The 24,177-nt window shown below is 61.6% G+C and carries 15 protein-coding genes; 5 read left to right on the top strand and 10 right to left on the bottom strand.

All coding sequences use genetic code 11. The features are described from left to right. Positions 1–263: 263 nt before the first annotated feature. Positions 264–452, bottom strand: a complete 189-nt coding sequence (locus EOA78_RS36390; RefSeq protein WP_206533400.1) for a hypothetical protein — start codon at positions 450–452, stop codon at positions 264–266. 206 nt (positions 453–658) lie between these two features. Between EOA78_RS36390 and EOA78_RS02195 the strand changes: the two genes are divergently transcribed. Then, a complete protein-coding gene (locus EOA78_RS02195) occupies positions 659–952 on the top strand; it encodes a hypothetical protein (RefSeq protein ID WP_127313671.1) in 294 nt (97 codons plus the stop codon). 264 nt (positions 953–1,216) lie between these two features. Further along, entirely contained in the window at positions 1,217–2,557 is a 1,341-nt protein-coding gene (locus EOA78_RS02190; RefSeq protein ID WP_245477098.1) for an SGNH/GDSL hydrolase family protein, read from the top strand. Between the two features lie 61 nt (positions 2,558–2,618). On the opposite strand, the gene EOA78_RS02185 is transcribed toward EOA78_RS02190, so the two are convergent. After that, positions 2,619–3,659, bottom strand: a complete 1,041-nt coding sequence (locus EOA78_RS02185) for an EscU/YscU/HrcU family type III secretion system export apparatus switch protein (RefSeq protein WP_127313670.1) — start codon at positions 3,657–3,659, stop codon at positions 2,619–2,621. 84 nt (positions 3,660–3,743) lie between these two features. Here EOA78_RS02185 and EOA78_RS02180 point away from each other — a divergent pair, with 84 nt between their 5' ends. Then, the gene (locus EOA78_RS02180; protein WP_127313669.1) at positions 3,744–4,547 is read left to right on the top strand and encodes a tetratricopeptide repeat protein; all 804 of its coding nucleotides are present in this window, start codon (positions 3,744–3,746) and stop codon (positions 4,545–4,547) included. 94 nt (positions 4,548–4,641) lie between these two features. Here EOA78_RS02180 and EOA78_RS02175 read toward each other — a convergent pair whose 3' ends face one another. The 7 genes from EOA78_RS02175 to EOA78_RS02145 form a co-directional block, all read right to left on the bottom strand. Next, a complete protein-coding gene (locus EOA78_RS02175; protein ID WP_127313668.1) occupies positions 4,642–5,088 on the bottom strand; it encodes a hypothetical protein in 447 nt (148 codons plus the stop codon). Between the two features lie 12 nt (positions 5,089–5,100). Further along, positions 5,101–6,459, bottom strand: a complete 1,359-nt coding sequence (locus EOA78_RS02170) for a type II and III secretion system protein family protein (protein WP_127313667.1) — start codon at positions 6,457–6,459, stop codon at positions 5,101–5,103. Positions 6,460–6,516: 57 nt separating this feature from the next. After that, positions 6,517–8,679, bottom strand: a complete 2,163-nt coding sequence (sctV, locus tag EOA78_RS02165) for a type III secretion system export apparatus subunit SctV (protein WP_127313666.1) — start codon at positions 8,677–8,679, stop codon at positions 6,517–6,519. Beyond that, entirely contained in the window at positions 8,676–8,987 is a 312-nt protein-coding gene (locus tag EOA78_RS02160; protein WP_245477095.1) for a hypothetical protein, read from the bottom strand. Before EOA78_RS02160 ends, sctV begins: the two co-directional genes overlap by 4 nt. A 17-nt stretch (positions 8,988–9,004) precedes the next feature. Then, positions 9,005–9,445 carry a hypothetical protein gene (locus EOA78_RS02155; protein WP_245477092.1) on the bottom strand — a complete coding sequence of 147 codons (441 nt, stop codon included), beginning with the start codon at positions 9,443–9,445 and terminating at the stop codon, positions 9,005–9,007. Further along, on the bottom strand, positions 9,442–10,443 hold the full coding sequence (locus EOA78_RS02150; RefSeq protein WP_127313665.1) for an FHA domain-containing protein: 1,002 nt from the start codon (positions 10,441–10,443) through the stop codon (positions 9,442–9,444). Before EOA78_RS02150 ends, EOA78_RS02155 begins: the two co-directional genes overlap by 4 nt. Positions 10,444–10,563: 120 nt before the next feature. Next, on the bottom strand, positions 10,564–10,749 hold the full coding sequence (locus EOA78_RS02145; protein WP_065006916.1) for a hypothetical protein: 186 nt from the start codon (positions 10,747–10,749) through the stop codon (positions 10,564–10,566). A gap of 181 nt (positions 10,750–10,930) precedes the next feature. Between EOA78_RS02145 and EOA78_RS02140 the strand changes: the two genes are divergently transcribed. Both EOA78_RS02140 and EOA78_RS02135 read left to right on the top strand, forming a co-directional pair. Continuing rightward, the gene (locus tag EOA78_RS02140) at positions 10,931–11,821 is read left to right on the top strand and encodes a MurR/RpiR family transcriptional regulator (protein WP_348628460.1); all 891 of its coding nucleotides are present in this window, start codon (positions 10,931–10,933) and stop codon (positions 11,819–11,821) included. 89 nt (positions 11,822–11,910) lie between these two features. Further along, positions 11,911–23,238 (top strand): LysM peptidoglycan-binding domain-containing protein, encoded by an 11,328-nt coding sequence (locus tag EOA78_RS02135; protein WP_127313663.1) that lies wholly within the window; start codon positions 11,911–11,913, stop codon positions 23,236–23,238. Here the strand turns inward: EOA78_RS02135 and EOA78_RS02130 are convergent. Next, on the bottom strand, positions 23,211–24,173 hold the full coding sequence (locus EOA78_RS02130; protein WP_127313662.1) for a LysR family transcriptional regulator: 963 nt from the start codon (positions 24,171–24,173) through the stop codon (positions 23,211–23,213). The two genes, EOA78_RS02135 and EOA78_RS02130, sit on opposite strands and share 28 nt — an antisense overlap. Between the last annotated feature and the right edge of the window lie 4 nt (positions 24,174–24,177).

Raw genomic sequence — 24,177 nt, 5'->3', positions numbered from 1 at the left:
GGTGCCGCTCGTGCTCGGATCGCTCGGTAAAGTCCTTACGTCGGCGTCGTCTCGCCGCACCGGACATGTCGCCTTCGTAGGTAACGAGACACCGCTCACTGCCGTGGGACGGGCGGTTCGGGAGGTTCCTCACTCACCTACACAATCGGAGGTTCCTAAATATCCAGCTAAAGTCCGGAGGCCGCTACTTTATCGCTTCCAGGAGTGCTGAGTGGAACTCGCTGGGGCCCCTATCTGTGGTGAATGGCCAAGCTCTGGGAATTCTACGAGCGTCGCGCTCGGAATGGCCGCGGCTGCGGCGCGTCCGAGTTTTGGACGTGGCCGAGCGTCTTCGCGACCTCGGCGCTGGCGCGATTGCCGCCCGGGGCTGTACGGTCCTTGCCCCCGATGATCAGCGTTGTCGGCACGGAGATATTGCCAAACTCGTGGATCACAGGTTGGGTGAAGATCATGTCCGAGGTTTGAGCCTGGTTCCACGCTACCATCTCCTCATCACCATGTCGGTACAGAGATAAACGATCAGTTGATCGTTGGGAGTCTTGATTGTGAGCCAATGGCACGCAGAGAGCACCGCCATTTTTGCTGTGCGCGATGCGACTTTGCTGTTGGGGAATCCGGGATTATTATCGGCCGCCCATGTATATCACGTCGGTGGAAAATGGATCTGCAAGCCTTCAGAGATTCGATTGCGAAATCACAGCCGCCCGCTGGCTTGAACGCTGCCCTGCAAGCGCTGTGGTGGGATGCAAAGGGCGATTGGGATAAGGCGCACGAGCGCGCGCAGGCGCGCGACGATACGGCGGGAATGCGCGTGCATGCCTACCTCCATCGCAAGGAAGGCGATCAATCGAATGCGGAATATTGGTATCGTCGCTGCGACGCCGCGCCGTCGACCTTGACGCTTGATGAGGAATGGCAAGAGTTAGCGCGTGCACTTTTGGGGCATAGCTGACGCCTTCAGCACGCCAAGTCTGGTTCTGGGGGCCTTCACTCGAACGCAGCGATGACCTTTGATATAGTACCGCGGTCACGGTCGAACGGCCTGCTCCAGTCCGCCGCTCGCCGAAACAGGCGGGTGGCATCCCTCTGCCACAGTCGGACATCTTGCCCCTGGCGCTGGTCCAAGATCGCAACGGAAGTTCAATTTCATTCCCTGTGCAGCCCGTCATAATAGGGGCGGCGGCGGCAGTACCAGCATGTCTCGAGGAGGAGATGAATGCGGCTCACCAGGTGTTTCAATTTTGCGGGTAAGGTTTCATCGGCGCTTTCTCCCGCAGCAGGGAGGAAACGGCGTCTGCGTCAGATTATCCTGATATGTGCAGCTGTGGCGGCCGGCTCCGCGACCGCTGGTTTCGGGGCACAAGGAGCGGAAAAGGGAGCCTGGATCACCACTTGGGCTGCCACACCTGCTCCGCGCTGGTCGGATGATCTTCCTGCGCCTTTCGGAGTGCCGGAAGTGCTGGAGAATCAGACCGTCCGCCAAGTTGCCCGCATCAGCGTCGGCGGCAATACCGTCCGGGTCGTCCTATCCAATGCTTTCGGCGCTAAGCCACTGACCATCGGTGCCGGCAGCGTCGGAATAGCAGGCAAGGACGGCGACGTCTATCAGGCGACCCTGAAGCCCCTGACCTGGGGCGGCAAGAGTTCTGTGGTCGTTCCGCCGGGAGCCCCGATCCTCAGCGACCCCGTCGCCCTCCCGGCAGAAGCGCTTTCCGAAATCTCGGTCAGCATCTTCCTGCCGAAGAAGACGGCGCTGTCGTCGGTGCATTGGGATGGTGTGCAAACCGCCTACATCTCCGGCCCGGGAAATTTCACAAACGACGCGACGTTCAAGGCTGACAGCACACTCAAATCACGCCTTTTTCTGAGCGATATATGGGTTGACGCCGCGCCGGAATCCCAGGCGATCGTTTTCGGGGATTCCATCACGGATGGGAATTGCTCGACCCCCGACGCCAACAATCGCTGGCCAGACCTTGTCGCCAAGCGATTGCAGGAGACCGCCCGCAAGGTCGCGGTGGTCAACGAAGCTTTTTCGGGCAATCGCGTGTTGACCGACGGTATGGGCGTCAATGCTCTGGCGCGTTTCGATTCCGATATACTGAGCCATCCCAAAGTCTCGACCGTCGTCGTAATGATGGGCATCAACGATATCGGCTGGCCCGGCGAAAATGCAATCACGCCGGACGACAAGGAACCTACCGCCGAAGACATCATCACCGGATACAAACAGCTCATCGACCGCGCGCATGCCCATGGCATACGCATTGTAGGCGCGACGTTGACCCCCTTCGCAGACACCTTCAAAGGACTTCCCACCGAGGGTTACTACACACCCGAGAAGGAAAAGATACGCGTCGCTGTGAACGAATGGATACGCACCGGTGGCGGCTTCGATGGCGTGATCGACTTCGACAAGGTGATGGAAGACCCGGCCAAACCGGGATATCTGCGCGACGACTACGACTGCGGCGATAACCTTCATCCCAACGATGCGGGATACAAGGCGATGGCAGACGCGGTCGATCTCGATCTCCTATTGGGTTCAGCTAAATAGGTCGCTGCCGACCTTGCCGCGCTGCTCAGATATTGCGCGGCAAGGTCGGTTCGACCATGCCTCAAGTGAGCCCGAGCCGGACGAGATGGCGCACGACCGGTGAGAACATCTCCTGACCGATGTAAGATCCGCTGTTTGCATTTTCGAAGAGTGGGCTGACGACGGCCGCATCCTCGACCACGGGAATACCTGCTTTGCGTGCCTGAGCCATCATCTCGTCGGCCGCTCGGCCCTGGCCCTTGCCGACGACCGTCGGCACCGGCGTTTCACCCTTGACGTAACGCAACGCCACTGCGCGGTCGCCAGACACGAAGACGATGACCGCGTTTTTTACGCCCAGCTTCGCAGGTTGCATCACGGCCTCACGCCGCTGTCGCTGCTGTTCATGCCGGATCAAGGGGTCTCCTTCGAGATCCTTGTGTTCGCGCTTGTATTCGGTCGTCGTCATGCGCATGTCGCGCAGGAACAGCCAGCGCTGAATGGGAACATCGATCACGCCGATAACGACAAAGGCCAGGGCGGCGGCAATTCCAAGTGGTATCAGCACCGCCTTCGTGATCGGCCCAAGGCATGACGGAGCGCATCCTGGAGCATCGACGAGCGGCTGCAGCCATGCGATCAAAATGAATGCAAAGAGGGCGGCCAGCAACACCACCTTGGCCAGGCCTTTGGTGAACTCGATGACGTTGCGCAGCGACAGGATCTTCTGAAGGCCCTTCGCCGGGTTTATGTGATCGAATTGCGGCTTGAGCGGCTCAAACGAGAAGACTGGCCCGAACGTCCCCAGCATGCCGAAGGCCACGGCGAGAACGACAACGATTCCGACGAGCGGTAATGTGGCAAGCATCAGCAACGACAACGAATGGCGGATGGCCCGCAGGCTGACTTCCCCGAACGAATCGCCCGGGGCCGTCACTGTCTGCACGAGTTCCGAAAAGTGCTCGATGAGCATCGGCCAGGCAAAATAAAGATAGCCAAGCGCTGCGAAAAGCGTGAAGCCGGAGACCAGGTCGCGGCTCTGCGAAACCTGGCCTTTCCGGCGGGCGTCACGAAGTTTCTTTTCGGACGCCGGTAGTGTTTTTTCCTCAGCTTCTTCGGCCATGTTGCAATCTTATCGCACTGTTGTGGTTCCAGTCGGCCAAGGCCGTGTGTAAGGTGCGGCGGGCTTGAATACGGAGAGGTGGATATGCGGCTGCATGTCGTGTTCTTGCCCGTCGTCGCCATGCTGGCGGTGGCCGGTTGTCAGACGACCAAAACCGACGCCGAGCAGGCAAAGGCGCAAGGCCCGTCGTCGCAATCGGAGCGTCTGATCAAGCTTGCGGACGATATAGATGCGCAGGGAGATAGCGACACCGCAATCGCGCTCTACCAGCGCGCGGCAGCGATGCCGGACGCCAAGCCGAGCGCCTTCGTCAAGGCAGGCGAGGCCTATATGCGAGCGGGCTATCCCGCCGAGGCCGCCAGAGCGTATCAGGCCGCGCTCGCAAAAGCTCCCAATGACGGGGGGGCAATGCTCGGGCTTGGCTCGGCGATGATAGAAACGGGCGATATCGATGCCGGCATGCGCGCGCTCGCGCAGGCTGCGCCGCTGGTCAATACTAGCAGCGCCTACAATCGGTTGGGCGTGGCGCAGACATTCGCGGGTCAGACGGCGGAGGCGCAGGCCACTTTTGCTCAGGCGTTGAAACTCGCGCCCGGGGATCTCGACGTCGAGAGCAACATGGCGCTGGCCGCAGCGCTCGAAGGCAATTCCACCACGGCACTGCCGCTGGTCCAGAAGATCTCCGCCGCAACCAATGCGCAGTTGCATCACAAGCGCAACGTCGTGGTGGTCTACGGACTTCTTGGCCAGGCCGATCAGGTGAGGGCCTCGCCGCCGATCGGCCTGGCGACCAAGGAGGTGGACACCTTGCTTGCGCGTGCCAGAACCATCCGTTCGAAGGGCAGCACTCAGACCAGAGCGAAAGCGCTCGGCTCTATCCTTGGCTAGCGCAGCGGACCGGAAAACGCGAAGCTGATTTGGGTCGAGTCCGACGCCAAAACAAATGGATAAAGTAGTGCTACGCGGGCAAGGCCGCATCGGCTCACTCGACCGGGAGCGTTGTTTGCGGAGTCAGCGGCCCGCTATTGGCTCCACCCATGGGAGCCTCTTCGCCATTGAGGTAGCGCCGGGCGGCATTTGCAGTCGGTGCGGCCGCCGCCGCCCCCATGCGCCGGCCCTCGACGAGGTCGCGCTGGCTTTCGGCCATGCGTTGAAGGTTGTAGGCGTTGGCGCAGCCGGACGGCAGGTGCGAGCCGACGCCGGAGACGATCGTCAGATCGGTCGCAGCGGCAGAACGGTCGTCATCGGCCGGTTCGTTCAGACATGCATTGGGAGCAAGGACGGAACCGCCGACGCCCTTCTCGGAGCCGCCGGTGTCGGTCGAAACATAGCTGTAGCCGGGAGAATATTCCTGCGGCTGTTGCGGGCTGTTCACGCAGCCGGCCAGAAGCAGCACCGAAACAGAGCACAAAGCGATGCGAAATGTCATGTTCGGTTCCCACTACTTGATGATCAGGCCCATCGCCGCCGCGTCATTGGCGCGCTTCCGGCTGTGGCGTTTGGCTGCCGGACGATCGAGCGGCGTCGCGAGACTGTCGCGCACCGGCTCGACCAGATAAGGCGTGATCAGGATCACCAGTTCCGTCTCTTCGCGCTGGAAACGCTGTGACTGGAAAAGCGGGCCAAGGACCGGCACATCGCCGAGAACCGGAAACTTTTCCAGATTACGCGAGGTCCGCTGCTGGAAAAGACCGGCGATCGCAAAGGTCTGGCCGCTCGCCACTTCGACCGTGGTGTCGGCCCTGCGCACGACGAAACTCGGCATGGCGAAGCCGTTGGCGCTTACTGAGCCTGCTTCCGACAAGGAACTGACTTCCGGCTGGACATGGAGCGCAATCCGATTGCGGCCGATCAGCGTAGGGGTGAACCCGAGGGAAACGCCGAAGGGCTTGTATTGAACGGTCACGACGTCGGTTCCTTGCGGAATCGGAACCGGAATTTCGCCGCCGGCAAGAAAGCTTGCGGTCTGACCGGTCATCGCCGTCAGGTTCGGTTCGGCCAGTATCTTGACGATGCCGTTGCGTTGCAGCGCTTCGATGAGAATTTCGAAGTTGATGCCATGCGTCTGGTCCATGTTCAAACCGAAATTCCCGGTGCCGGAGGGCACACCATTGTCCTGGAACATGTTGAATTCGAAGCCGCCGCTCCTGTATCCGACAGACCAATCGACGCCATATGATTGCAACTCCGTGCGTGAGACTTCGGCGAAGCGGACCCGGATGTTGACCTGCTGCGACCCCTGCACGGTCATGTTGTTCAGCGGCGGCTGTTCCGGCGGCGAGAACGTGCGGGCGATGTTGTCGACATCCGTTGCCTCCTCGACGCCTCGTGCTTCGCCCGTCGCAACAATGCGGGTTCCGAAAATCGAGAGATTTGTCGCCGAGTTCGGTTGCATTGCGTATTTCGCTTCATTGGCAGGCGTGACATCGGGGGTGACGCGGAACTGGGCCGTTGCCTCGACCCGCTCATCGGCTGTGATTGCAATGAGGTTGGTCAGGCCGGGCTTTAGGCCGAAGACATAGACCATTCCCGGCGACACGACCTGAAGGTCCGCGATCGTGGTGTCCGCGATCAGGACGGATTCGACGGGTTCATTGAACCGCAGCAGGCGTCCTTGCCCGACCGGCAGGTCGACCGTTGGCTTGCTCGGCAATGGCGATATGTTTTGTGCCATCGTGTCGGCAAGTGTGAACAAAAACGCCAGCAAGACGCCAACCGCCGCGATAGCGAGCCAGCGCATAGCCGTCCGCCCGGCGAAAGTGGCGGATCGAACGCCTGCTGCGGTATCGTGGATTATCATGCCGTTCCCCTCTTGAGCATGTAGATTCCCCAACTGTCCCAATCCGCCCGGCCGACATCATGAGGCTGCCTCTTGTCCGGCTTTCGCCTGAGCTGCTGGCAGCGACTGAGAGACATTGCGTGCTATGCCCGAGCGGCCGGTTATCGTCGCCAGTGGCTGGACGTTGAATTCTTGTGCGAGTTCCTGAAAGGACAGAACCGGAAGTTCGATGGCATTGTGCGTGAGCAGGCTTCGCATATGACGGCGTACATCCATCGCCGCGAGGACGACCGGTGAGACATCGGTGGCGTTCTGCGACAAGGCTCGTTCGATTTCGGCGATCAATGCCTGTGCATCGTCATCCGAAAGGTTCAGGAACGTGCCGGTCGATGTGCTTTGCACCGCGTTTCGCAGGATATCCTCGGCCGAGCGCTGCAGAACATAGGCTGCGATGATGTTGTTACGACCAGCGAAGCGGAAGCTGATCTGGCGTTTCAAGGACGTGCGGATATATTCCGTAAGCAGAACGACGTCCTCTTCGCGTTGTCCCCATTCGATCAGCGCTTCGAGGATCAGGCGCAGGTTGCGGATCGGCACGTTTTCACCGACAAGTCGCCGAAGCACCTCCGCGATCTTCTGCAGCGGCACGATCTCCTGCGCCTGTCTGACCAGATCCGCATAATCCGGCTCCATGTCCGACAGGAGCCTGCGTGTCTCCTGAATACCGACGAAATGGCCGGCATAGAGCCGAAGTGCATTTCCGGTCCATTTGGCCGCTGTTTGCGCCGGTGTGGAGAAGACGAAGCCGGCTTCCTTCAATGCCGAAATGTGGCGATGATCGACCCACATGAATTTGCGCTGACCGGCAATCGGAGAACCTTTTTCGTAAGTCACATCGAGCAGATCGAGATGCGTTGGGTCCGCTTCGACAAGAACGCGCTCGGCGGGGATTTCGGTATCCAGGATGGGTGCGCCCTCCAGATCGATCCGCATGCTTCTCGCTGAAAGCATCTCGTCGACCTGCAGGCCGATAGCGGGAACATCGACACCGAGATCGCCGAAGAGTTCGCGGCGCACGCCATCGGCAAGCGTGGCGAATTCGGGTTCCGGGATCGAGCGCCCGAGGTCGGTTCCGAAGCGAACGACGATGCGGGATGAAGAAGGCAGTGTTCCGACGGGCGTTGCTGAAAGCGACGCCGGACGTCCCGGTTGTTCGGTCATGGCGATCTGGCCGATGCCTTTGTGCTCGGATTCCCGGGCGGTGCGGCGATTGATTGCATAGGCGCCCGCTCCGAAGCAGGCACCAAGGATCAGGAATACAATGGACGGAAAGCCCGGCACTATGGCAAGGCCGACCATGATCACCGCCGCGAGTGCCAACGCCCGGGAGTCCCGCAGCAGCTGGCTGGTTATTTGCCTGCCAAGGTCGCTCGTGCCGTCCGAGCTGCCGACGCGCGTCACCATCGTACCGGCGGCCACAGCGACGAGCAGTGCCGGTATCTGCGCAACCAGCCCGTCACCCACAGTGAGCAGTGAGTAGGTCGCGGCGGCGTCCCCTAGCGACATATCGTGCTGCAGCGTTCCGATCGCGAAACCACCGATCAGGTTGACCAGAATGATGACAATGCCGGCGATGACGTCGCCTTTGACGAATTTCATCGCGCCGTCCATCGCGCCGAACAGCTGGCTCTCACGCTCAAGCTGCTGGCGCAGCCGGCGTGCCTCCGCCTGATCGATGTCTCCGTTGCGCAACTCCGCATCGATGCTCATCTGCTTGCCCGGCAGCGCATCGAGGGTAAAGCGCGCGGCAACCTCGGCAACGCGTTCCGCACCCCGCGCAACCACGATGAACTGCGCAACGGTTATGATCAGGAAAATGACGAGGCCCACCGCAATACTGCCGCCGACGACGAATGTACCGAAGGCGGAAACGATCTCGCCTGCGTCGGCCTGAAGCAGGATCAATCGCGTCGTCGTGATCGTGATCGCCAGCCGGAACAAGGTAGCGATGAGGATGACCGATGGCAGCGACGAGAACTGGAGCGGATGAGAAACGTAAAACGAAGCCAGCAGGATAAGCACGCTGACGGCGATATTGGCGGTGATGAGAATGTCGACGAGGAAAGTCGGCAATGGAATGAGCATCATCACCACCGCGACGAGCATCAGGACGGCAATGACCAGATCGCTGCGGCGTGACAGCTTGGCAAGGAAGTGCAGAAGTCGCTCCGACACCGTCATTCGGCGGCTCGACGCGATAGGAAGTTTCGCAAGGCATTGTGCGCCTCGGCCTTGCGGCCGGCTACAAGCAACGCGCGGCTCTTCAGCAACGCTAGCGTCGGGTGGTCCATTCCCTCCAATGTCTCCAGCCTGGCAATCGTGGCAAGCGCTTTGTCCGCTTCGCCATCGAGTATGAGCAGATGCGCCAGTGTCCGCAGGACGCCGGCATTTCCCGGCGACAGCTGTGCAGCGATAAGCAGGTATGCCGCGCCCCGCTTTGCCTGCCCGTGACACCCGTAGAGATAGCCCAAGACATGCAGCAGATGCACTGTGTCACGCGGATCGGTCAGGTTTCGATTCCTTCCTGTATCCGGCCAAGCAGATCGCGATGACGCTCGATTTCATCCTCCATCAGCGTTCTGGCAAGTGTCTTGAGTTGCTCGCCACCCTCAAGGCCGGGAACCAGATGCGTTACAAAATGCTGGAGAATAGGTACTGAGCGACGCAGGATGGCTGGCTCGGGAATACCCGGCATGACGAAGTTGATGAGTGCCTCGTCGAGCGATTCGCTACTCGTGCCTTGAGAGGGCTGGAATTCCGCGTTTTGTGGCTTTTCCGTACCAGCGGCCGATGTCGTCCCCTGAGCACGGCTGGCGGCTTTGTCGACGCCATTCATCCGCCGCCGGTTGATCGCCTGACCGCGCACACCTTCCGCCTGCCGCACTTCGCGGCCGGTTGTATCGATCCTTGACGTATCGAATCGCGGCCCTTCAAGCCGGCGGTTCACGGATATTTCAGCGCGACCGTGGCGCCGCCCTTCGTCAGGAGAAGTTCCGTCTCGCCAATGTGCTTGATGGTCCAGCCGTCATTCGTGAATGCACCTTCATGATAGCGTGCGCCGTCGGCGGCGATGACGTAGGGCCGCTCGCCATACCAGATCGCCTGCAGTCTCAGGCGCGGAGCCTGCTCGGCGTTGCCGATCATAACATTGGAAACGAGGGGAATGTGCGCGCCGAACGTCTGGTCGAACCAGGATTGCGTTTCGGTCCAGGCACCATCCTTGTCATTGGGGATCATACCCGAGACCGCGAGCCGTCCAGGTGATCGCTGAACAGCCAAAGTGCTGATGCCAGATTGATCGAGGCGCAGCCTGAGCTGGCTTTCCGCTTCGGCAGTACTGGGTATTTGCGTTGGCGATGAATCGTTCAGGACACTTTGCCCGGTCTCGCCAGCAAAGGCCACTCTGATCGGGTCACGGTCTTGAGCGGATATCTTTTTGCCAATGTCGGGCTTGGCGAAAGAGAACCCATTCGCAGCGACGGAAACAGCGAACACGGCAAAGAGCACGCTGCCTGCAACCAGGAGGGGGCGATCAGAAACGGACCAGCGATTCGGCGGGCGTTCTGGGTTGACCAGCCGGAAATGGGCATCGCCGATTCTTATCGTGAGCGGCAGCTTGCAGCGGCTGCCTTGGCCTTCATGGATGATCTCGCCCGTGGCGAGTGTGACGTCGCCGCCGACGGCTTCAATTTCAATTTGGCTGCCCTTGCGCCGCAACCTTGCGTGGACCGGCGCGATGCCAGCATCCCTGAGGACAATGTCGGACTCCGTGCTGGAGCCAACAGTATACAGAGGCTCGACCAGACTGAGTTGGGCGCCCGCGTGAAATCCGTGAGTTACGCTGAGCGCAATGGAACGTCCGGATCTTGGGGCGTGGGTGATAATCGATCGGAGCCGGCGCGCGGGCTCCGCATCCCAATATTTGCCGATAGAGTTAGCGGTCATGCCACTTCATCTCCCGCCGATGACAATTCAGACGCAGCCTGACAACGGCGTCGAAGCATTCTTGCCGTGCACGTGCGCCGCCGGGTGCTTGCGGCGGCGCAGGGTTCGAGAATCCCCGCCTTAGGCCTTTTCAGCCGACTGGCCGAGCGTCCTAGCGGTGCTCATCAGCATGTCATGTTGGGATTTCGCGATCTCTTTTGTGATCTCGAGGCTAAACATGCGCTCCTGATGCTTGATCATCTTGTCCAGGTTCTGTTCCGGCGACCCGGCAGAGCCGGACGTAATGGGAGGGGTAGCAGCCATCATTGTCTCCTTGAGGGGCCGTTCAAGTTACAAACTCCGGGATCACGTCGAAGCGATCCGGCAGGTTGCAAATGCAGCTTAAGGCAGGGCGATCGAAAATGAAAGTCCACTTGGAATATATGAACCACTTCAGTTCCAACTGTTGCATTGCCGCCATTCGGGGAGTAACCTGCCATCGGGGTGAATGGGGTATGTTAGAATGGAACAAGGTCCTTTGGCGGAGCTGTTGGTCGAACGCTTCGAGAATATGCCGCCGCAGTTGCGGGTCGCCGCGCGTTTCGTGCTGGATCATCCTAAGGACGTCGCACTGATGTCGATGCGCGAGCAGGCGCACCAGGCCGGCGTTTCGCACAGCACGATGATGCGGTTGGCGCGATGGCTTGGCCTTGAAGGCTACGAGGATATGCGCAGCCTTTATGCGCGCGCGCTGCGTGAGACAGGCACCGGTGAGCCGGCGCGACAGGGTATGGGGCAGGACGGCGATCCGGCATGTTCGATTGCAGGGGTCGTCGCCGACACGCTCGCGGCCCAGATTTCAAGTCTAGGTGAATACGGCAATGCCTCACAATTCGTTGCCACTGCCGAGCTCCTTGCACGATCGCGCAATCTGTTCGGTCTCGGCTCGCGCTCCGGTTATCCGGTCGCGAACCACTTCGTTCACATCATGTCGTTTCTGGCTGGCGGTGACCGCAAGGTGACGCTTGTCGGCGAGATGGGGGGACATGGTCTGGATGCCTTGCAGGGTGCGGGACCGGGCGACGTCCTCCTTGCTGTGGGCATGTCTCCTTATGAACGCACGACGATCGACGTGGCGCGCCAGTCGGCCAGGCAGAGTGTCGGCGTGGTGGCAATCACCGATAGCAGCGTGTCGCCGCTGGCCCGGATCGCGCGGGAAACAATCATCGTTACGTCAAATTCGCAGTCGTTCTTTCGCAGCATGGCGCCGGCGTTCGCTGCCGTCGAAATTCTGGCGGCACTGACGGCTGTGCAGTCTGAAGTGAATGCTGCAGAACGAGTAAAACGGTCGGAAGAGCAACTCGCTGCTTTCGGCATTTATTGGAAGCCGCCCCGGTAAGCGGCCCGGGCATCCACTGTCGGGCGCGGGGGCGTTGACGGCAGGCAGACTGCCTGAACCAGGACTGGACCGGCTCCGGAGGTTGTTTGATGATCCGCCCGATTAACACCCTCAAGCCCCCGCCGCCGCCCAGGGTCGACCCAAAGGCCAATGCCGAGCAGATTACGCGGCTGCAGGCAGAAGCCACGAAATTGCACAATGAAATCCGGCTCGCCAACAAGATGGGCGAGGCCGACGCGGCCGCGAGCGCCCGCCAGCGGCTGACGCAGGTCAATGCGGAACTGACGACGGCACAGCCGACGCCCCCGGCGGCGCAGCCAGGACCGGAGCTGCCTGCCGCAGTCACCGCGGCAAACGGCAACGGCGGCACCACTGCCGCGCCTGCGCTCTTCACCACGCAGAATTTCGGCGGTACGCCAAACCTCCTGCTGACCAGTGGTGAGCCCGACGCCGGCGGTGTTTCACCGGACGTCGCCACGGCGAATGACATTCTCAATGCGATCGAGGGCGGCAAAAGTATCGACAACATCGCCCACGAGCGGAACATGTCTCCCGAGCAGGTGGTGGCGGCTCTGAATGTCGACAAAATGACGGCGACGGCGACCGAACATGCCAACGGCGACACCCGTATGGTGGTGATCAAAGACGGCAACGGCCGCACGATCACCGAAAACCAGGACTATCACCACGGCGGCTACTACACCGAAGTGACGGGTCCCGACGGACACGCGACCTCCTCGCCGATCCGTGACGATCTCGGCCGCAAGGAAACCACCAGTGTCGACGCGGCGACAGGCGCGATCACGACCAAGTTCGTCGACGATCTCGGCGACGGCTCAGTCACCGAACGCACGACGAATCCCCAAACTCGTATAACCACAACCACCGAAACCAACGGAGACGGTGCCGTCACCGTCACCAAGAACCTGCCGAATGGGTCGACCGTGGAGACGGTGACGCCCGCCGGCGGCCCCGCATTGCCGGTAACCACGGTCACGGGTCCAGGCGGCGAGGAAACCATCCTGGCGCATTCGCAGGCAGCGGACGGCTCGGGCGCGCCATCGATCCAGGAACAGCTTGCCGAAGGCAAGAGCTTCGAAGAAATCGCCGAGGCGAGCAATCTCACGCCCGAGCAGGTGATCGCCGAGTTGAACGCGGCAGGCCTCGAGGTCACGCAGGGCGGCGACCCAGGCGAAACCCTGCAGATCGTCGTCACCGATCCGGAGACCGGCAACACGGTCACCTACAACAACGACTACCAGCACGGTTCGACTTCGGTGACGACCGTCGATGGGAATACCGAGACGACGGATACGGTCGACGGCAACGGCAGGACCAGCCATACCGAGCGCAACACCGAGACCGGCGAGCAGACCACCACCATCGTCGATCCCAAGAACAACACCGAGACGACGATCGTCTTCGACAAGGACGGCCGGCGCACCGAGACCATCGTCGAGAAGCTGGGGGACGGCGAGCCGATCGATTACGAGGTCCAACCCGGTGACAATCTGAGCGACATCGCCGAGGCGCATGGTGTGACGCTGGAGGATCTCGCCGAAAGCAATCCGGAGCTGTTCACCTCTCCGCGCGACCCCGACCTTATTCATCCGGGAGAGACGGTGGTGATCGAGGATGCTACCAAGACCACCGTCAATGTGACGTTTAATGGCTACACGCTGACCACGTCGCCAGACGGCAAGATCACGCTGACCAACGATACGACCGGCGCCGTCACGGATATCGCGGCCGGCACCGCACAACAGGCGCTGGCCAAACTGCTGCTTTCCATCAATCCGAACGGCAGTGATCCGGAGCAGGCGAAGGAGGATCTGGTCGTCAAGACGACGCTGGACGGCATATTCGGCGGGGCGACGCCAGAGCTGACCACGGAGGCGCTTGAAAAGCAGCAGGCCGTGGTCGCTGCAATGGAACAATATGGTCCGGGACAGGACGCAACGGGCGCGACTCTCGACGGTGGTCCTACGTCGGTTGGCCCATACGGGGATCCACCGTCCCCCACCGCTCCTTCAGGCGGGAAGTGGGTGCCGTTGCTGGTCGACGGGAGCTGGAAATGGTTCGACCCGGAGGTAGCCATGGCGATCGCAGCCGAGAACGTGGCGATTGCGAACCTCGGCGAGGCACAAGCAAAGTCCCAGCAGATCGCGGCACAGCTCGATGTTTATGCGCTGGACCCTGAGTTCAAGAACGCCATGGAGGGTGCCGAGTCAACGCTCGACGAGGCGTTGGCGCCTTATGGACTGGATTGGAGGCCGCCTGAGCCGAAGGGCACGCTGGCAGATGCGCAAGACCGGTTGACCCTCGCCAATAACGCGCTCGAAAGCGCCAGCACTGCCCGGGCCGAATACGAGCAGGGCCAGACGTCACTTCTCGAAGCGATCGACAAACAGGCAGACCTGCCGACGCTCAGCGATCCCAACCAGACGGCTGTCCGCAGCCCGGATGGTCCCAGCGCCGAGGAAACCAACCAGCAAGGAAAGGCCGCGCACGCGGAGGTCGCCGAGCTCTTTACAAACCTTTCGCTACACACCGCCAACGGCAACAAGGCCACGATCGACCTAATGATCAGCTCGACCGAGCTGGAGCTGAAGCTTACCGATGCCAAACCTGGAAGCCCCGAATACACGGCCATCGAAGAGCGGCTTGAAGGTCTGCAAACGCTCCAGGGGGCCGCGGCCAATCAGGTGACGCTGGCCGAGTCATATCAGGAGTATGGGGTTGCACAGGCAGAGGCGGCGGATCTTGCCGTAACCATGGAGCCTCTCAAGCAGCAACTGCTTGCGCAGGCGCAGGAAAGGAACCCGCACCATTTCGATTGGGAAGGATATACCAATGGACGTGGCGAGTTTACCGGCAAGATAAAATCGCAGGACATAGTAGAGGAGAACGGTCAGCTCTATGTCGTTACCGTCTATGAGAACGACACCTTCACCGACGAGAACGGTGATGACACGAACGTACATAAATCTGCCCTGACATACGACCTCAACGACGAGGGTATCAGGGAAGATTTCCGTAACGATCCACTGAACAAGCAGTGGCAGGAGATGCTGGCCTCGACGCAGGACATATCGTCGGCGCCGGTATGCACACCCAACGGCACGGGATCGCAATCGGCGCTGGACGCGGCCAAGTCGAAGATTGTCGGCGTGCAGGTCGATCAGCTTGATGCCGGGCTGAGAGATGCGAAGACGGCGCTCGTCGACGCGACGACGGCACGCGACCAGGCGATCACCGACTACGGGCCGGGAACCGTAGAGGCGCCCGCTGGCACGCTCAAGCCGGGCGAGACGGCGGTGAAGATCACGGTGAACGGCCGCGACCTGTGGGTCGCGCCGGAAGTTGCCGCGGGCGCAATCGGCGACAGCGGCAAGTGGGTCCAGATCGAGATGGACGGCCAGAAGCTGTGGGTGCACCCCGAAGTCGCGGCCGCGGAAATCGATCGAGGCCAGGCGGAGACCGAAAAGAACCAATTGGAGGACTGGGAAGAAAACGTGCGGCCGGCGATGGTGGCTGGGCGCGACTGGTACGCTTTTTCCGCAAGCCACCCCAAGCTTCTCGAATACGGTTCCGCCGAGCACGAGGCGAAACTCAAGTACGAGTATTTTGAAGAACACAAGGACCAGGCGCTGGCTGGATATCAGGTCCAGTTCGAGAACCTCTACGAGGCCGGCTACACCGGCGAATACGAGACATATACGCCGGACCAACTCAGCACTGCCGTTGGTCAGACCCTCGGGCTCGACGCGCCGAGTGAAGACGTCCGAAAGGTCACCGAAGAAATCACCGACCGCGCCGGCAACGACGCCGAGGTCAAGATCGTGCCGGTGTTCTCCCTCGACGGCGGGAAGGAATCGACGACGGCTTTGTTCGCGATCAAGAGCGGCGGCGACGAAATCGGCTATGTCGACAGTTCTGGTAAATATTACAGCACCTTCGATGAATTCCAGCACGAGAACCGCATCTTCAGCGAGAAGGGCAATCTGGTCATGGCCAAGGGCGGCGACATGTCGCTCGGCGAGGATGGTTTTTCGCTCGACGAATTGGAAGTGGCCGACGCGCGCAAGGTGGATTTCTGGGACAAGGCTACCGACATCGGCCTTGGCATCGTCGCCGGTGTCTCCACCATCGTCTCGTTCGTGCCGGGCGGTCAATGGGCGATTCCCATCGCGATCGGCTCCGGTTCAATCCTTGGCGGCAAGGCTCTGATCAAAGAGGGTGATCACCTCCTGCAGGGCGGCGACTTCGACAGCCAGTCGGCCTGGAATGTCGCGACCGGCGTAACCGCATTCCTGCCCGTGGGCGCGGGTGCCCTGCGAACATTCGGCTTGGCAAAGACAAGCCTGTCCAGATCCCAGGCTTTCGCGGGCGGCTTCGGGATGACCCGCATGAAGGATGCCAGCTGGGGCATCGGCAGATTCCAGGTGAACGTAAAGGAGGCCTCTTATGCCGGTAAGGTCTCGGAGTTTATGCAAGGCGGCAACAGGCTGACCACCGCTGCGTGGCGCCTCGATGCCGGCGCCGTGGTTACCGGTGTTCCGTTGCTCGGCAAATCGGTGGAAGATCTCGCGGCGCATGGCGGCGAGATGTCCCTGCTCGAGCTCGCGAACGCAGTCGTGGGCATAGGCGTCGGCACTGTCGGCACAGGCCTGGGCGGCCGCTCGCTGTTGTACAACATGCCTGGAACGGGCGGTACACGGAGCGGAACTTTTCCTGGCGGACCGGATTCGGGGCCGCAACCGCGGGCCGTCTACGAGATGGGCCCCGACGGTGTCTACAGGCCTACCGGCGAACAGGTCATGCCGGATCCAGATGAGATCATCATCGATGGCGACGTGGTCGGCGAAACGTCCGGCCAGCAGGGACCTGGCTTCGGTGCCCGGAACGGTTTTGACAACACGGGAGGGGCTAACAGTCCACCCGGTCCACGGGCGCTGCCGGCCGGCGAGTCAGACGGTCCGAACCCGCCGCCACCCACGGGCGGCAACGATGATCCATCAGGCGGCGGCCAGCCGTCGCGGCCGATGGTCGTGCATGAGCAGGGGCCCGACGGCGTCTATCGCCCGACCGACAAGCTGGTCTTCCACGATCCCAGCCACCCCGTCGTCGAGGGGACGGTTATCAACGTCCACGATGAAGGGCCGAGCGCCCCGGGCGAGCGCGGCGATCCCGAGAATGCCAGCGACCGAGACGCCCAGGGAGCGCGTGAGCAGAATGTGCGCCCCCCCGCCGACGGCGATCCGATTGTGGTTCCGCCGGTCCGCGGCGACGGAACGACGCGCCCGGCCGAGAGCGGCTTGCGGCTCGTCTGGGACCCGGCGACCAAGACGTTCACCGGCATGCCAAGCCCAAATCCCGCGGAATACGTCTACACCAGCGGCAAGGATCCGCAGCAGACGGGCTACCTCGACGGCGCACGCCCTTCTGACCCGGCCGTGCTGGCCACCCCGGACAAGCTCCTGCTCCAGTCCGAGACGGAAACACGCGGGGCGGAAGGCACCCGCCCATTGATGCGCTACACTTTCGGCAACCGCCATACCGGCGAGATGCTCGTCGATTTCAACCTACCGGAAGGGCAGAGGGTTGTCGCCATACCCGAACCCAAGGCGATCACGGCCGCGCCGGAGCCGGTGCCGGCTCCTGTCGAGCTCGACCCTTCCTTGCCGGTGCTTTATCTCGGCGCCGACGGCCGCTGGACAGCCGATCCGAACGCCCGCACGCAGCCGCCGGCCGTGACGGAAACCGGGCATCCCAGTCCGGCTCGGCCCGACGGCACGCCGATCATCAACAATTTCTCGTCAAACCCGTACAGCTTCGGGCAGACGTTCAATGCCGTCAAAGCCGGCCTGCGGCGCATCGGCACGCGTTACCTGAATACTGAACCCCGCTATGACTATCCGAAGCTCGGTGAGTTGGTCGACAGCATCTATCACCGGCCGGTTCCGCAGGACGGCGTCACCGCCGGACAGGACATCTATGTCGAGGCCGGCGGCGAATATCTGCCGGCCAAGGTCATCGTGGCCGGCCCACAGGCGAGCATGACCCGCGACACCGTCCTGCCGGGCGAGCATGCGACGGATGCCGGCTACCTCAGTTCCGGCCCGACCGTCGAACGCGCCAAGCGCGGGTCCATAACCACACCGAACGGCCAGCTCAGGGTCAACACGCCGGCACGAGAAGTCCATACGTTCGATCCTGCCGACAATCCGGAAGTCAGCCATCGCTCGGCGCTGGGCGAGACCCTGGCCGCGACCTTGCCGGCGCTTCCCGACGATGCGGCGACGCCCGCGCCGACCTGGATGCCCGAGCAGGTGGAACTCGTCGGCGACTACCTCCATTCCCTCGAAGGTTCCAGCGATCCTGTCGTCCGCAATGCGGTGACCATGACCAGAGTGCAACTCGGGGGCAGGGGCTTGCCTCAGTCCGGCACGGCAATGACGCAGGCTCAGCATCATGCGCTTGGCGAAATGCTCAACGCCGACCGGAACAGTCCGTTCACCGGCTCCAAGCCGGTCGGCCAGCTTTCGATGAACGGCTTGACGACCCTCCAGGTGTTCAGCGCTCAGGGCAAGCTGCCGCATCTGTCGCCAGGAGAAGTGATCGATCAACTCGGCCTGTCGTCGGACGGCAGGCTGCCGCGCGGCGAGCAGTTCCTTACCGCCGGGGCGCTGCCAGGAGAAGCCGGCTGGACCGACGCCGGCCGTGGCATCGTCGGCGATTACCTCAAGGCTGCGTCAGGCTCCACCGATCCGAACCTTGCCGCCGCGGCAAATGCCGCCTCGCCGTTTTTCAAGGGGCGCGCCACGAAGCCCGGGAAGGCCGTGACCGCCGCGCAGCAGGATGCGCTCATGCAAGTCCTGGAGGCCGACAGCGGCAGCACGTGGGTCTACGGTCCGAAGCTTCAGCCGGAGTCCTCGTTCAAACCCGCCGGCAAGCTTTCGCCGGAAGGCCGCTACAATGCGAAGGTTCTGTCCGGCCACGAGACCTGGACACCGTATCTTTGGCGAGAGATGCGCGGTTACGCCGCCAACCAGCAGAAGTCCGCGGACCCCGCGGTCCAATCGCTCGCCCGCGCCTTGGAGAACGCGCTGCCCCCAAGCAAGCCCAAGGCCGGGACCGAAATCAACAGCGAGGTGCCTGTCCTGCTGGAGCGGTTGCTGGATGTCGACAAGGCGAGTTCGTGGCGCGTCCCGACATTCTTCACGGATGCACAAGGGGTCTGGCGGTCCGACCGCGCGACCGTTTCCTGGTTCTTGCAGGAACACGAAACCAATGTCTTGGGTGGACCCGTTCTGAACGATATGGCCACCAATACAGTTGGCCTCGGCCGATCGATGCTCGGCATTAAGGTGCCGCTGCCCAGCCGGCAGGTCTATGGAGAACTCAGCCTGAAGAACAACGGTCCGGACGGCACTGGCTTTCTTCTTCCCGTCCACCCCAATGACGCAAAAGGCCATAAACTCTTCGCCAATGGATTCCGGCCGAATTTCGCTTATGACGATGCGGCGGCTCCCTCCGCCCAGTGGGTCGCATCGGCGCCGATGCTGTCGAAGAACACGTTCCAGAAAGAAAACGCCGCTGGCGTTTCCATATCCATCTTTGGGTTCTCTGTGAGTGGGGCCTACGTCAAACGCACGCTGCTCTATCTCGGTGGCGAAGGCGGCCGGCCGGGATATACGCACAGGGAGCCTGGCCCGCTGAGCCAAAGGGCAGCCTCCTTCTGGGAAGAAGCTACGAGAGGTGGTGCCAGCCACTATAGCTCCGAAGGCAAGGTGCCCGGTTTCGAGGATCGTCTCCTCTACCGGAACTACAACGTCATTCCGCCCTTCGGAGGCGGCAAGGAACCCTGGCGCGGTAGCCCTGCCTTCGAGGGCGTTCCGCGCGAGACGGGCGCCGGGCCGCTCAACCGCCTGGATCGCACGGACCACGGCGCCGGTCTCGCCGTGAACTTTGGGCAATGGCCGGTAACGACGGTAGAACTCGGCACGGTGAGGAAGGACCTGGTGCCGCATACCCGTACCGCCCGCGCGCACCCCGGATCCTCCGAAGGCGCGCAAAAGGTTTTCTCTGCGCTGGAGATTTCGGATGGGCGGCTGACGCCGGACGTCCTGCAGCATCTCGACGCCTATCTCGCCGAGGTTGCTGCATCGCCGCACGGCGATTTAAAGTTCGCTGGTCAGCGCGTGTTGGATGTGTTCCCGGAATTGGGCGTGGCGCCATATCCGGACCAACTCGCCACCACCGGCGGACGGCCCGACTGGATGGGCAAGCCAGCATGGAAAGCATTGCGGCAACAGCTGGATCAGCAGGCCCGCGGCGAACTGACGCCCACGCAGGCCCACTACCTCAACCGGCTGCTCGAGCTGCACAATTCGCCGCCGGCAAACGGCTTGCCGCCGGCTGGCGAGGGCCCGATCGCTCCCCGCAGTCCGGCGCCAAGGCCGGTGCGGAATGGGCAGGATTTTGCAGCAGATGGGTCATTGGGCCGGTCATTCGCCAAGCCGCTGACGCAGGCCGAAATCGCGGCCAACCGCCAGGAGGCGGCGAGCCTGCTCGACGACATGCTCCATCAGAACCTCGGCATGCCGGAAGTCACCAAGGCCAATCTTACAGATCAGCTCAGCCGGTCGCCGACGCTGATGGAACTCCTGCGCGGCGCTCACGCGAAAGGCGTACGCATCGTCAACCCGGCGCGGCACGACCTCCGGATTTTCGACGCCAACTCCGGCGACGATCTGACGGCGACTGGATCCCAATACGTCCGCGACGTGGGAGTAGTCTTTGTCGATGCTGAGACATTCCGCGCAGCCGATGCGGACAGCGATATCGTACTTGCCGAATTCGTCGACATGCTCGGCCACGAGTTGTCCCACGTTGCGGACGCTAAAATCGAGCTTCATCCCGACAATTTTCCAGATCGGCAGGCATATAAGGATGCCGTGGTCTCAGCCTATTTGAACGTCGAGGGCGAAGCTGCATTTGTTCAATATGCTGCTGCCGACGAGCTTGCGGTTAACAGCGGCAAGCCTGCTGCTATCCTCGGCGCCGAGTGGAATTCGGCCCAGGCCGATATATTCGCCCGGTTCAAGGCTGGCGAGATTGGTCGATCGCAAGCCGTTGAGGAAATGGGGACGCTATTCACGGACAAGCAGCCGAGCGCTGCGGACGGAACGTACGGGGAGTTTTATGGCCGCTACGCTGATGAGCGATACGACCACTACGCGTCCACGGGTTCCCATCTCCCGGCTGAAACTCGCCGTCCCGCACCAGCAAACAAGGGCCAATCCGCTCCGAACAACGGACCGCTCACCCGAGATGGCGTCAGAGCGACCCCGCTTGACCAGGTGCCAGATCTCGTCATGGGCGATTTCCAGCCGACCCAGATTCCCTGGCTTAAGCGCGAGCAGGTGGCCAAGCTGACGGAACAGCAGTTCCGCGACATGGATCAGGCCGGCTTGCTGCCCTATCTGACCAAGAGCCAACTGCGCGGCATCCCGAAGGCAAAGATAGGTCAGGTCAACATCGCGGGCCTCGACGGGAAACAGATTCCTTGGCTGACCGAGGGCCATTTCCGGAATGTGACCGACCAGCAGTTCCGGGATGTCGGCAAAGCCGGTTTGACGCCTCACCTGACGAAACCACAGTTGCGGGTGATAAAAGGAGACAAGATCGAGCTCGTTGACGTGTCGAAGTTGGAAGCGCGCCAGGTTCCATGGTTCAAGCCCGGCCAGGTTGCGAAGTTCACGTCACAGCAATTCAAGGATCTGGGCGAGGCCGGATTGCTGAAGAACCTCACCGAGCCCCAGGTTCCGGCGATCCCCGAAACCATGGTCGATTCCGTGGACGTGGCGAAGCTCGATCCCAAGCAGGTGCCGTGGCTGAGCGAGAAGCAGATTCCGGTGCTGAACCGCGATCAGTGGGGTGCCTTCACGATCCACCACACCGAAGCCCTGACCCAGCCGCAGATCGAAGCGGTGACACCAAAACAGTTCGGGGAAATGAGCCCCGGCCAGTTCCGCAAGTTCACGCTTGAGCAGTTCGAGTGGATGAGTGGGGATCAGACGAACGCCCTCTCCGTGCTGCAGCTGACCACCTATCGGGCGACCCATAAAAAGGCGATGACGCCGGATCAGGCCACCAGCGTCGATCTGGCCCTCAGCCATGCCAGGACGCGGGAAAACACTCAGGCACTCGCCACCTTTGGCGGCATGTCGACCACCTCCGTCATGTTGTGGAGCTCGCTGCCGCCAACCTGGACCGCCACCGCCGGAGCGGTGGCATTTGGCGTGCGAGGCGTCGTTTTCGGTGCGCAGGCGCTCTTCCCCAACGCAACCGCAAGTCACAAGCCGTTCGGGCGATTCCTCAACGCGCTCGGCGGAGCCACATTCATTGCCGCAGCGCCAGGTGCCGCGACCGGGATGATCCAGGGTAAGGATCTTGTCGTCAACAGCACGTTCACGCTCGGCAACATCGTCTATGGCACGAAGTCGATGCTGCAGTCGTTCACCGGCAGACCGGTGATCCGAAACCTGGCCGAATATCTGGCTGGACCCGGCTATGTGCTTGGCTGCGCATTCTATACGGTGCACTCCTGGCCAGCGCCGATCGCCACAGTCGCCGGCACCATGTTCACCTTCGGCTGCGCGGAATTCTGGGCATCGGCCATAAGGACGGACCGGATGAATCGCCGTTCAGTGCCGCGAACCGATGCTGATATCGCGGCGGCGGAAAAGTCCGACAAAAGATGGGCTGCATGGGACCGGTGGACTCTGGGCATCACCTTCGGCGTTGGGATGCTTCTTTTCTCACTGGACGCCCTGCTCGCGGAGCCTTGGGAAGGCGCGAAGACGACTCCTCCACCCGATCCGAAAAAACCGGATGGCGATGCATCGTCCCAGCAACCCGATGATCCTTCGGATGTCCCGGATGAGCCGCAAACCCCGCCGGAGGATTTCCCGCAACTTGTCGTGGTCGCCGATGACGGTCTGAATTTGCGGGCCCAGCCTGACGAGGATTCGACTGTAGTGACGGTTCTGCAACCCGGGACATTCGTCGAGCAGACCGCAAAGCCTTCGACCGATCAGTCAGGGGAGACCTGGATACCCGTCGAAGGTTTTGGGCCGGACGGCGACATCCATAGCGGCTGGGTTTCCGGCGATAATGTCGAGGCTCACCCCGACGGCAGCAGCAATCCTGAGGGCCGCACGAATCCAACGTTGGAGAAAAACGGCTACCAGTGGGTCGAAGTCCAGAATGGCGACAGCATTCGCCTGATCGCCAAGACCCATTCTGCGGATGTGGCGGAGACGGTGGTGCTCAATATGGATCATATCCTGAGCCCGGATGTGATCTTCTCAGGCGACCGCATCTACCTGCCGGCCACTTTCGTCGGCTGAGAAACTGCGGGCCTGAGCTTATCGGTTCTCGCAGCATATGCATGCGCAACACAGGCGGCCAGCTTTGCCGCCCGCTCCGCAATCGGATTGGATGGTTCGGAGGAGTAGGAGGCGGTAAACTGCAGGTCGGACGGGTGCCATTCGCATTCGACGACGCGCAGTTTACCGCTTGCAATATAGTCTTGGACGACTCCCTCAGGCAGCGAGGCTATTCCAATTCCGTTGAGCGTCATCTTTATGGAAGCGGCCAGCGAATTGGCCGGAAAAATGCGCGGCGTTTCTTCGAATTCGCCGGTGAGCTTGCGGTAAAGTTCGCTATAGGGTCGCGTGGTGCGCGCGTAGCTGATGATTGGAAACTGCATCAGGTCGTTGAGCGTCACCTTGCGTCGGTTGGGCAATTCCAATTGCGGCGAGCAGACCCAAACAAGAGGAAACGACGGCATATCGATATTCTCGATGCTGTACTCCAAGACAGGGCCCATCAGCACCGCAAGATCGAGCCGGTGTGACATGAGTTCGTTGCGAAGGGTCGTCGTTGCATCGACGACGATATCGGTCTCGACAAGCGGATAATTTGCTTTCAGCGCCTTGAGGAAATCCGGCAGCCAAGTGTGCACGATCGTTTCGGCAACCCCAAGCCTCAACACCCTCGTCGTATCTGAAGTCTCTGAAAGAGAGCTGGCCATCAGTTGCAGCCGCTCCGCTACGCGCAGAACCCGTTGGGCAGGTGGTAGCAGCCGTTGTCCCTCGGCGGTCAGCCTGACCGTGCTGCTCTGCCGCTCGAACAGCTTGGCACCAAGCGCTTCCTCCAACCCGGCAATTCGGGTGGACACCGCCGGCTGCGTGGTGTTCAGGCGTTCCGCCGCCTTTCGAAAGCTTCCAAAGGTGGCCACCAGGAGAAAGGTTTCGAGCTGCTTGATGTTGAAAGGTATCACGACG

Source organism: Mesorhizobium sp. M5C.F.Cr.IN.023.01.1.1 (genome assembly GCF_003997585.1).
GTDB lineage: Bacteria > Pseudomonadota > Alphaproteobacteria > Rhizobiales > Rhizobiaceae > Mesorhizobium > Mesorhizobium wenxiniae.
This window is presented reverse-complemented; position numbering and strand designations above follow the sequence as displayed.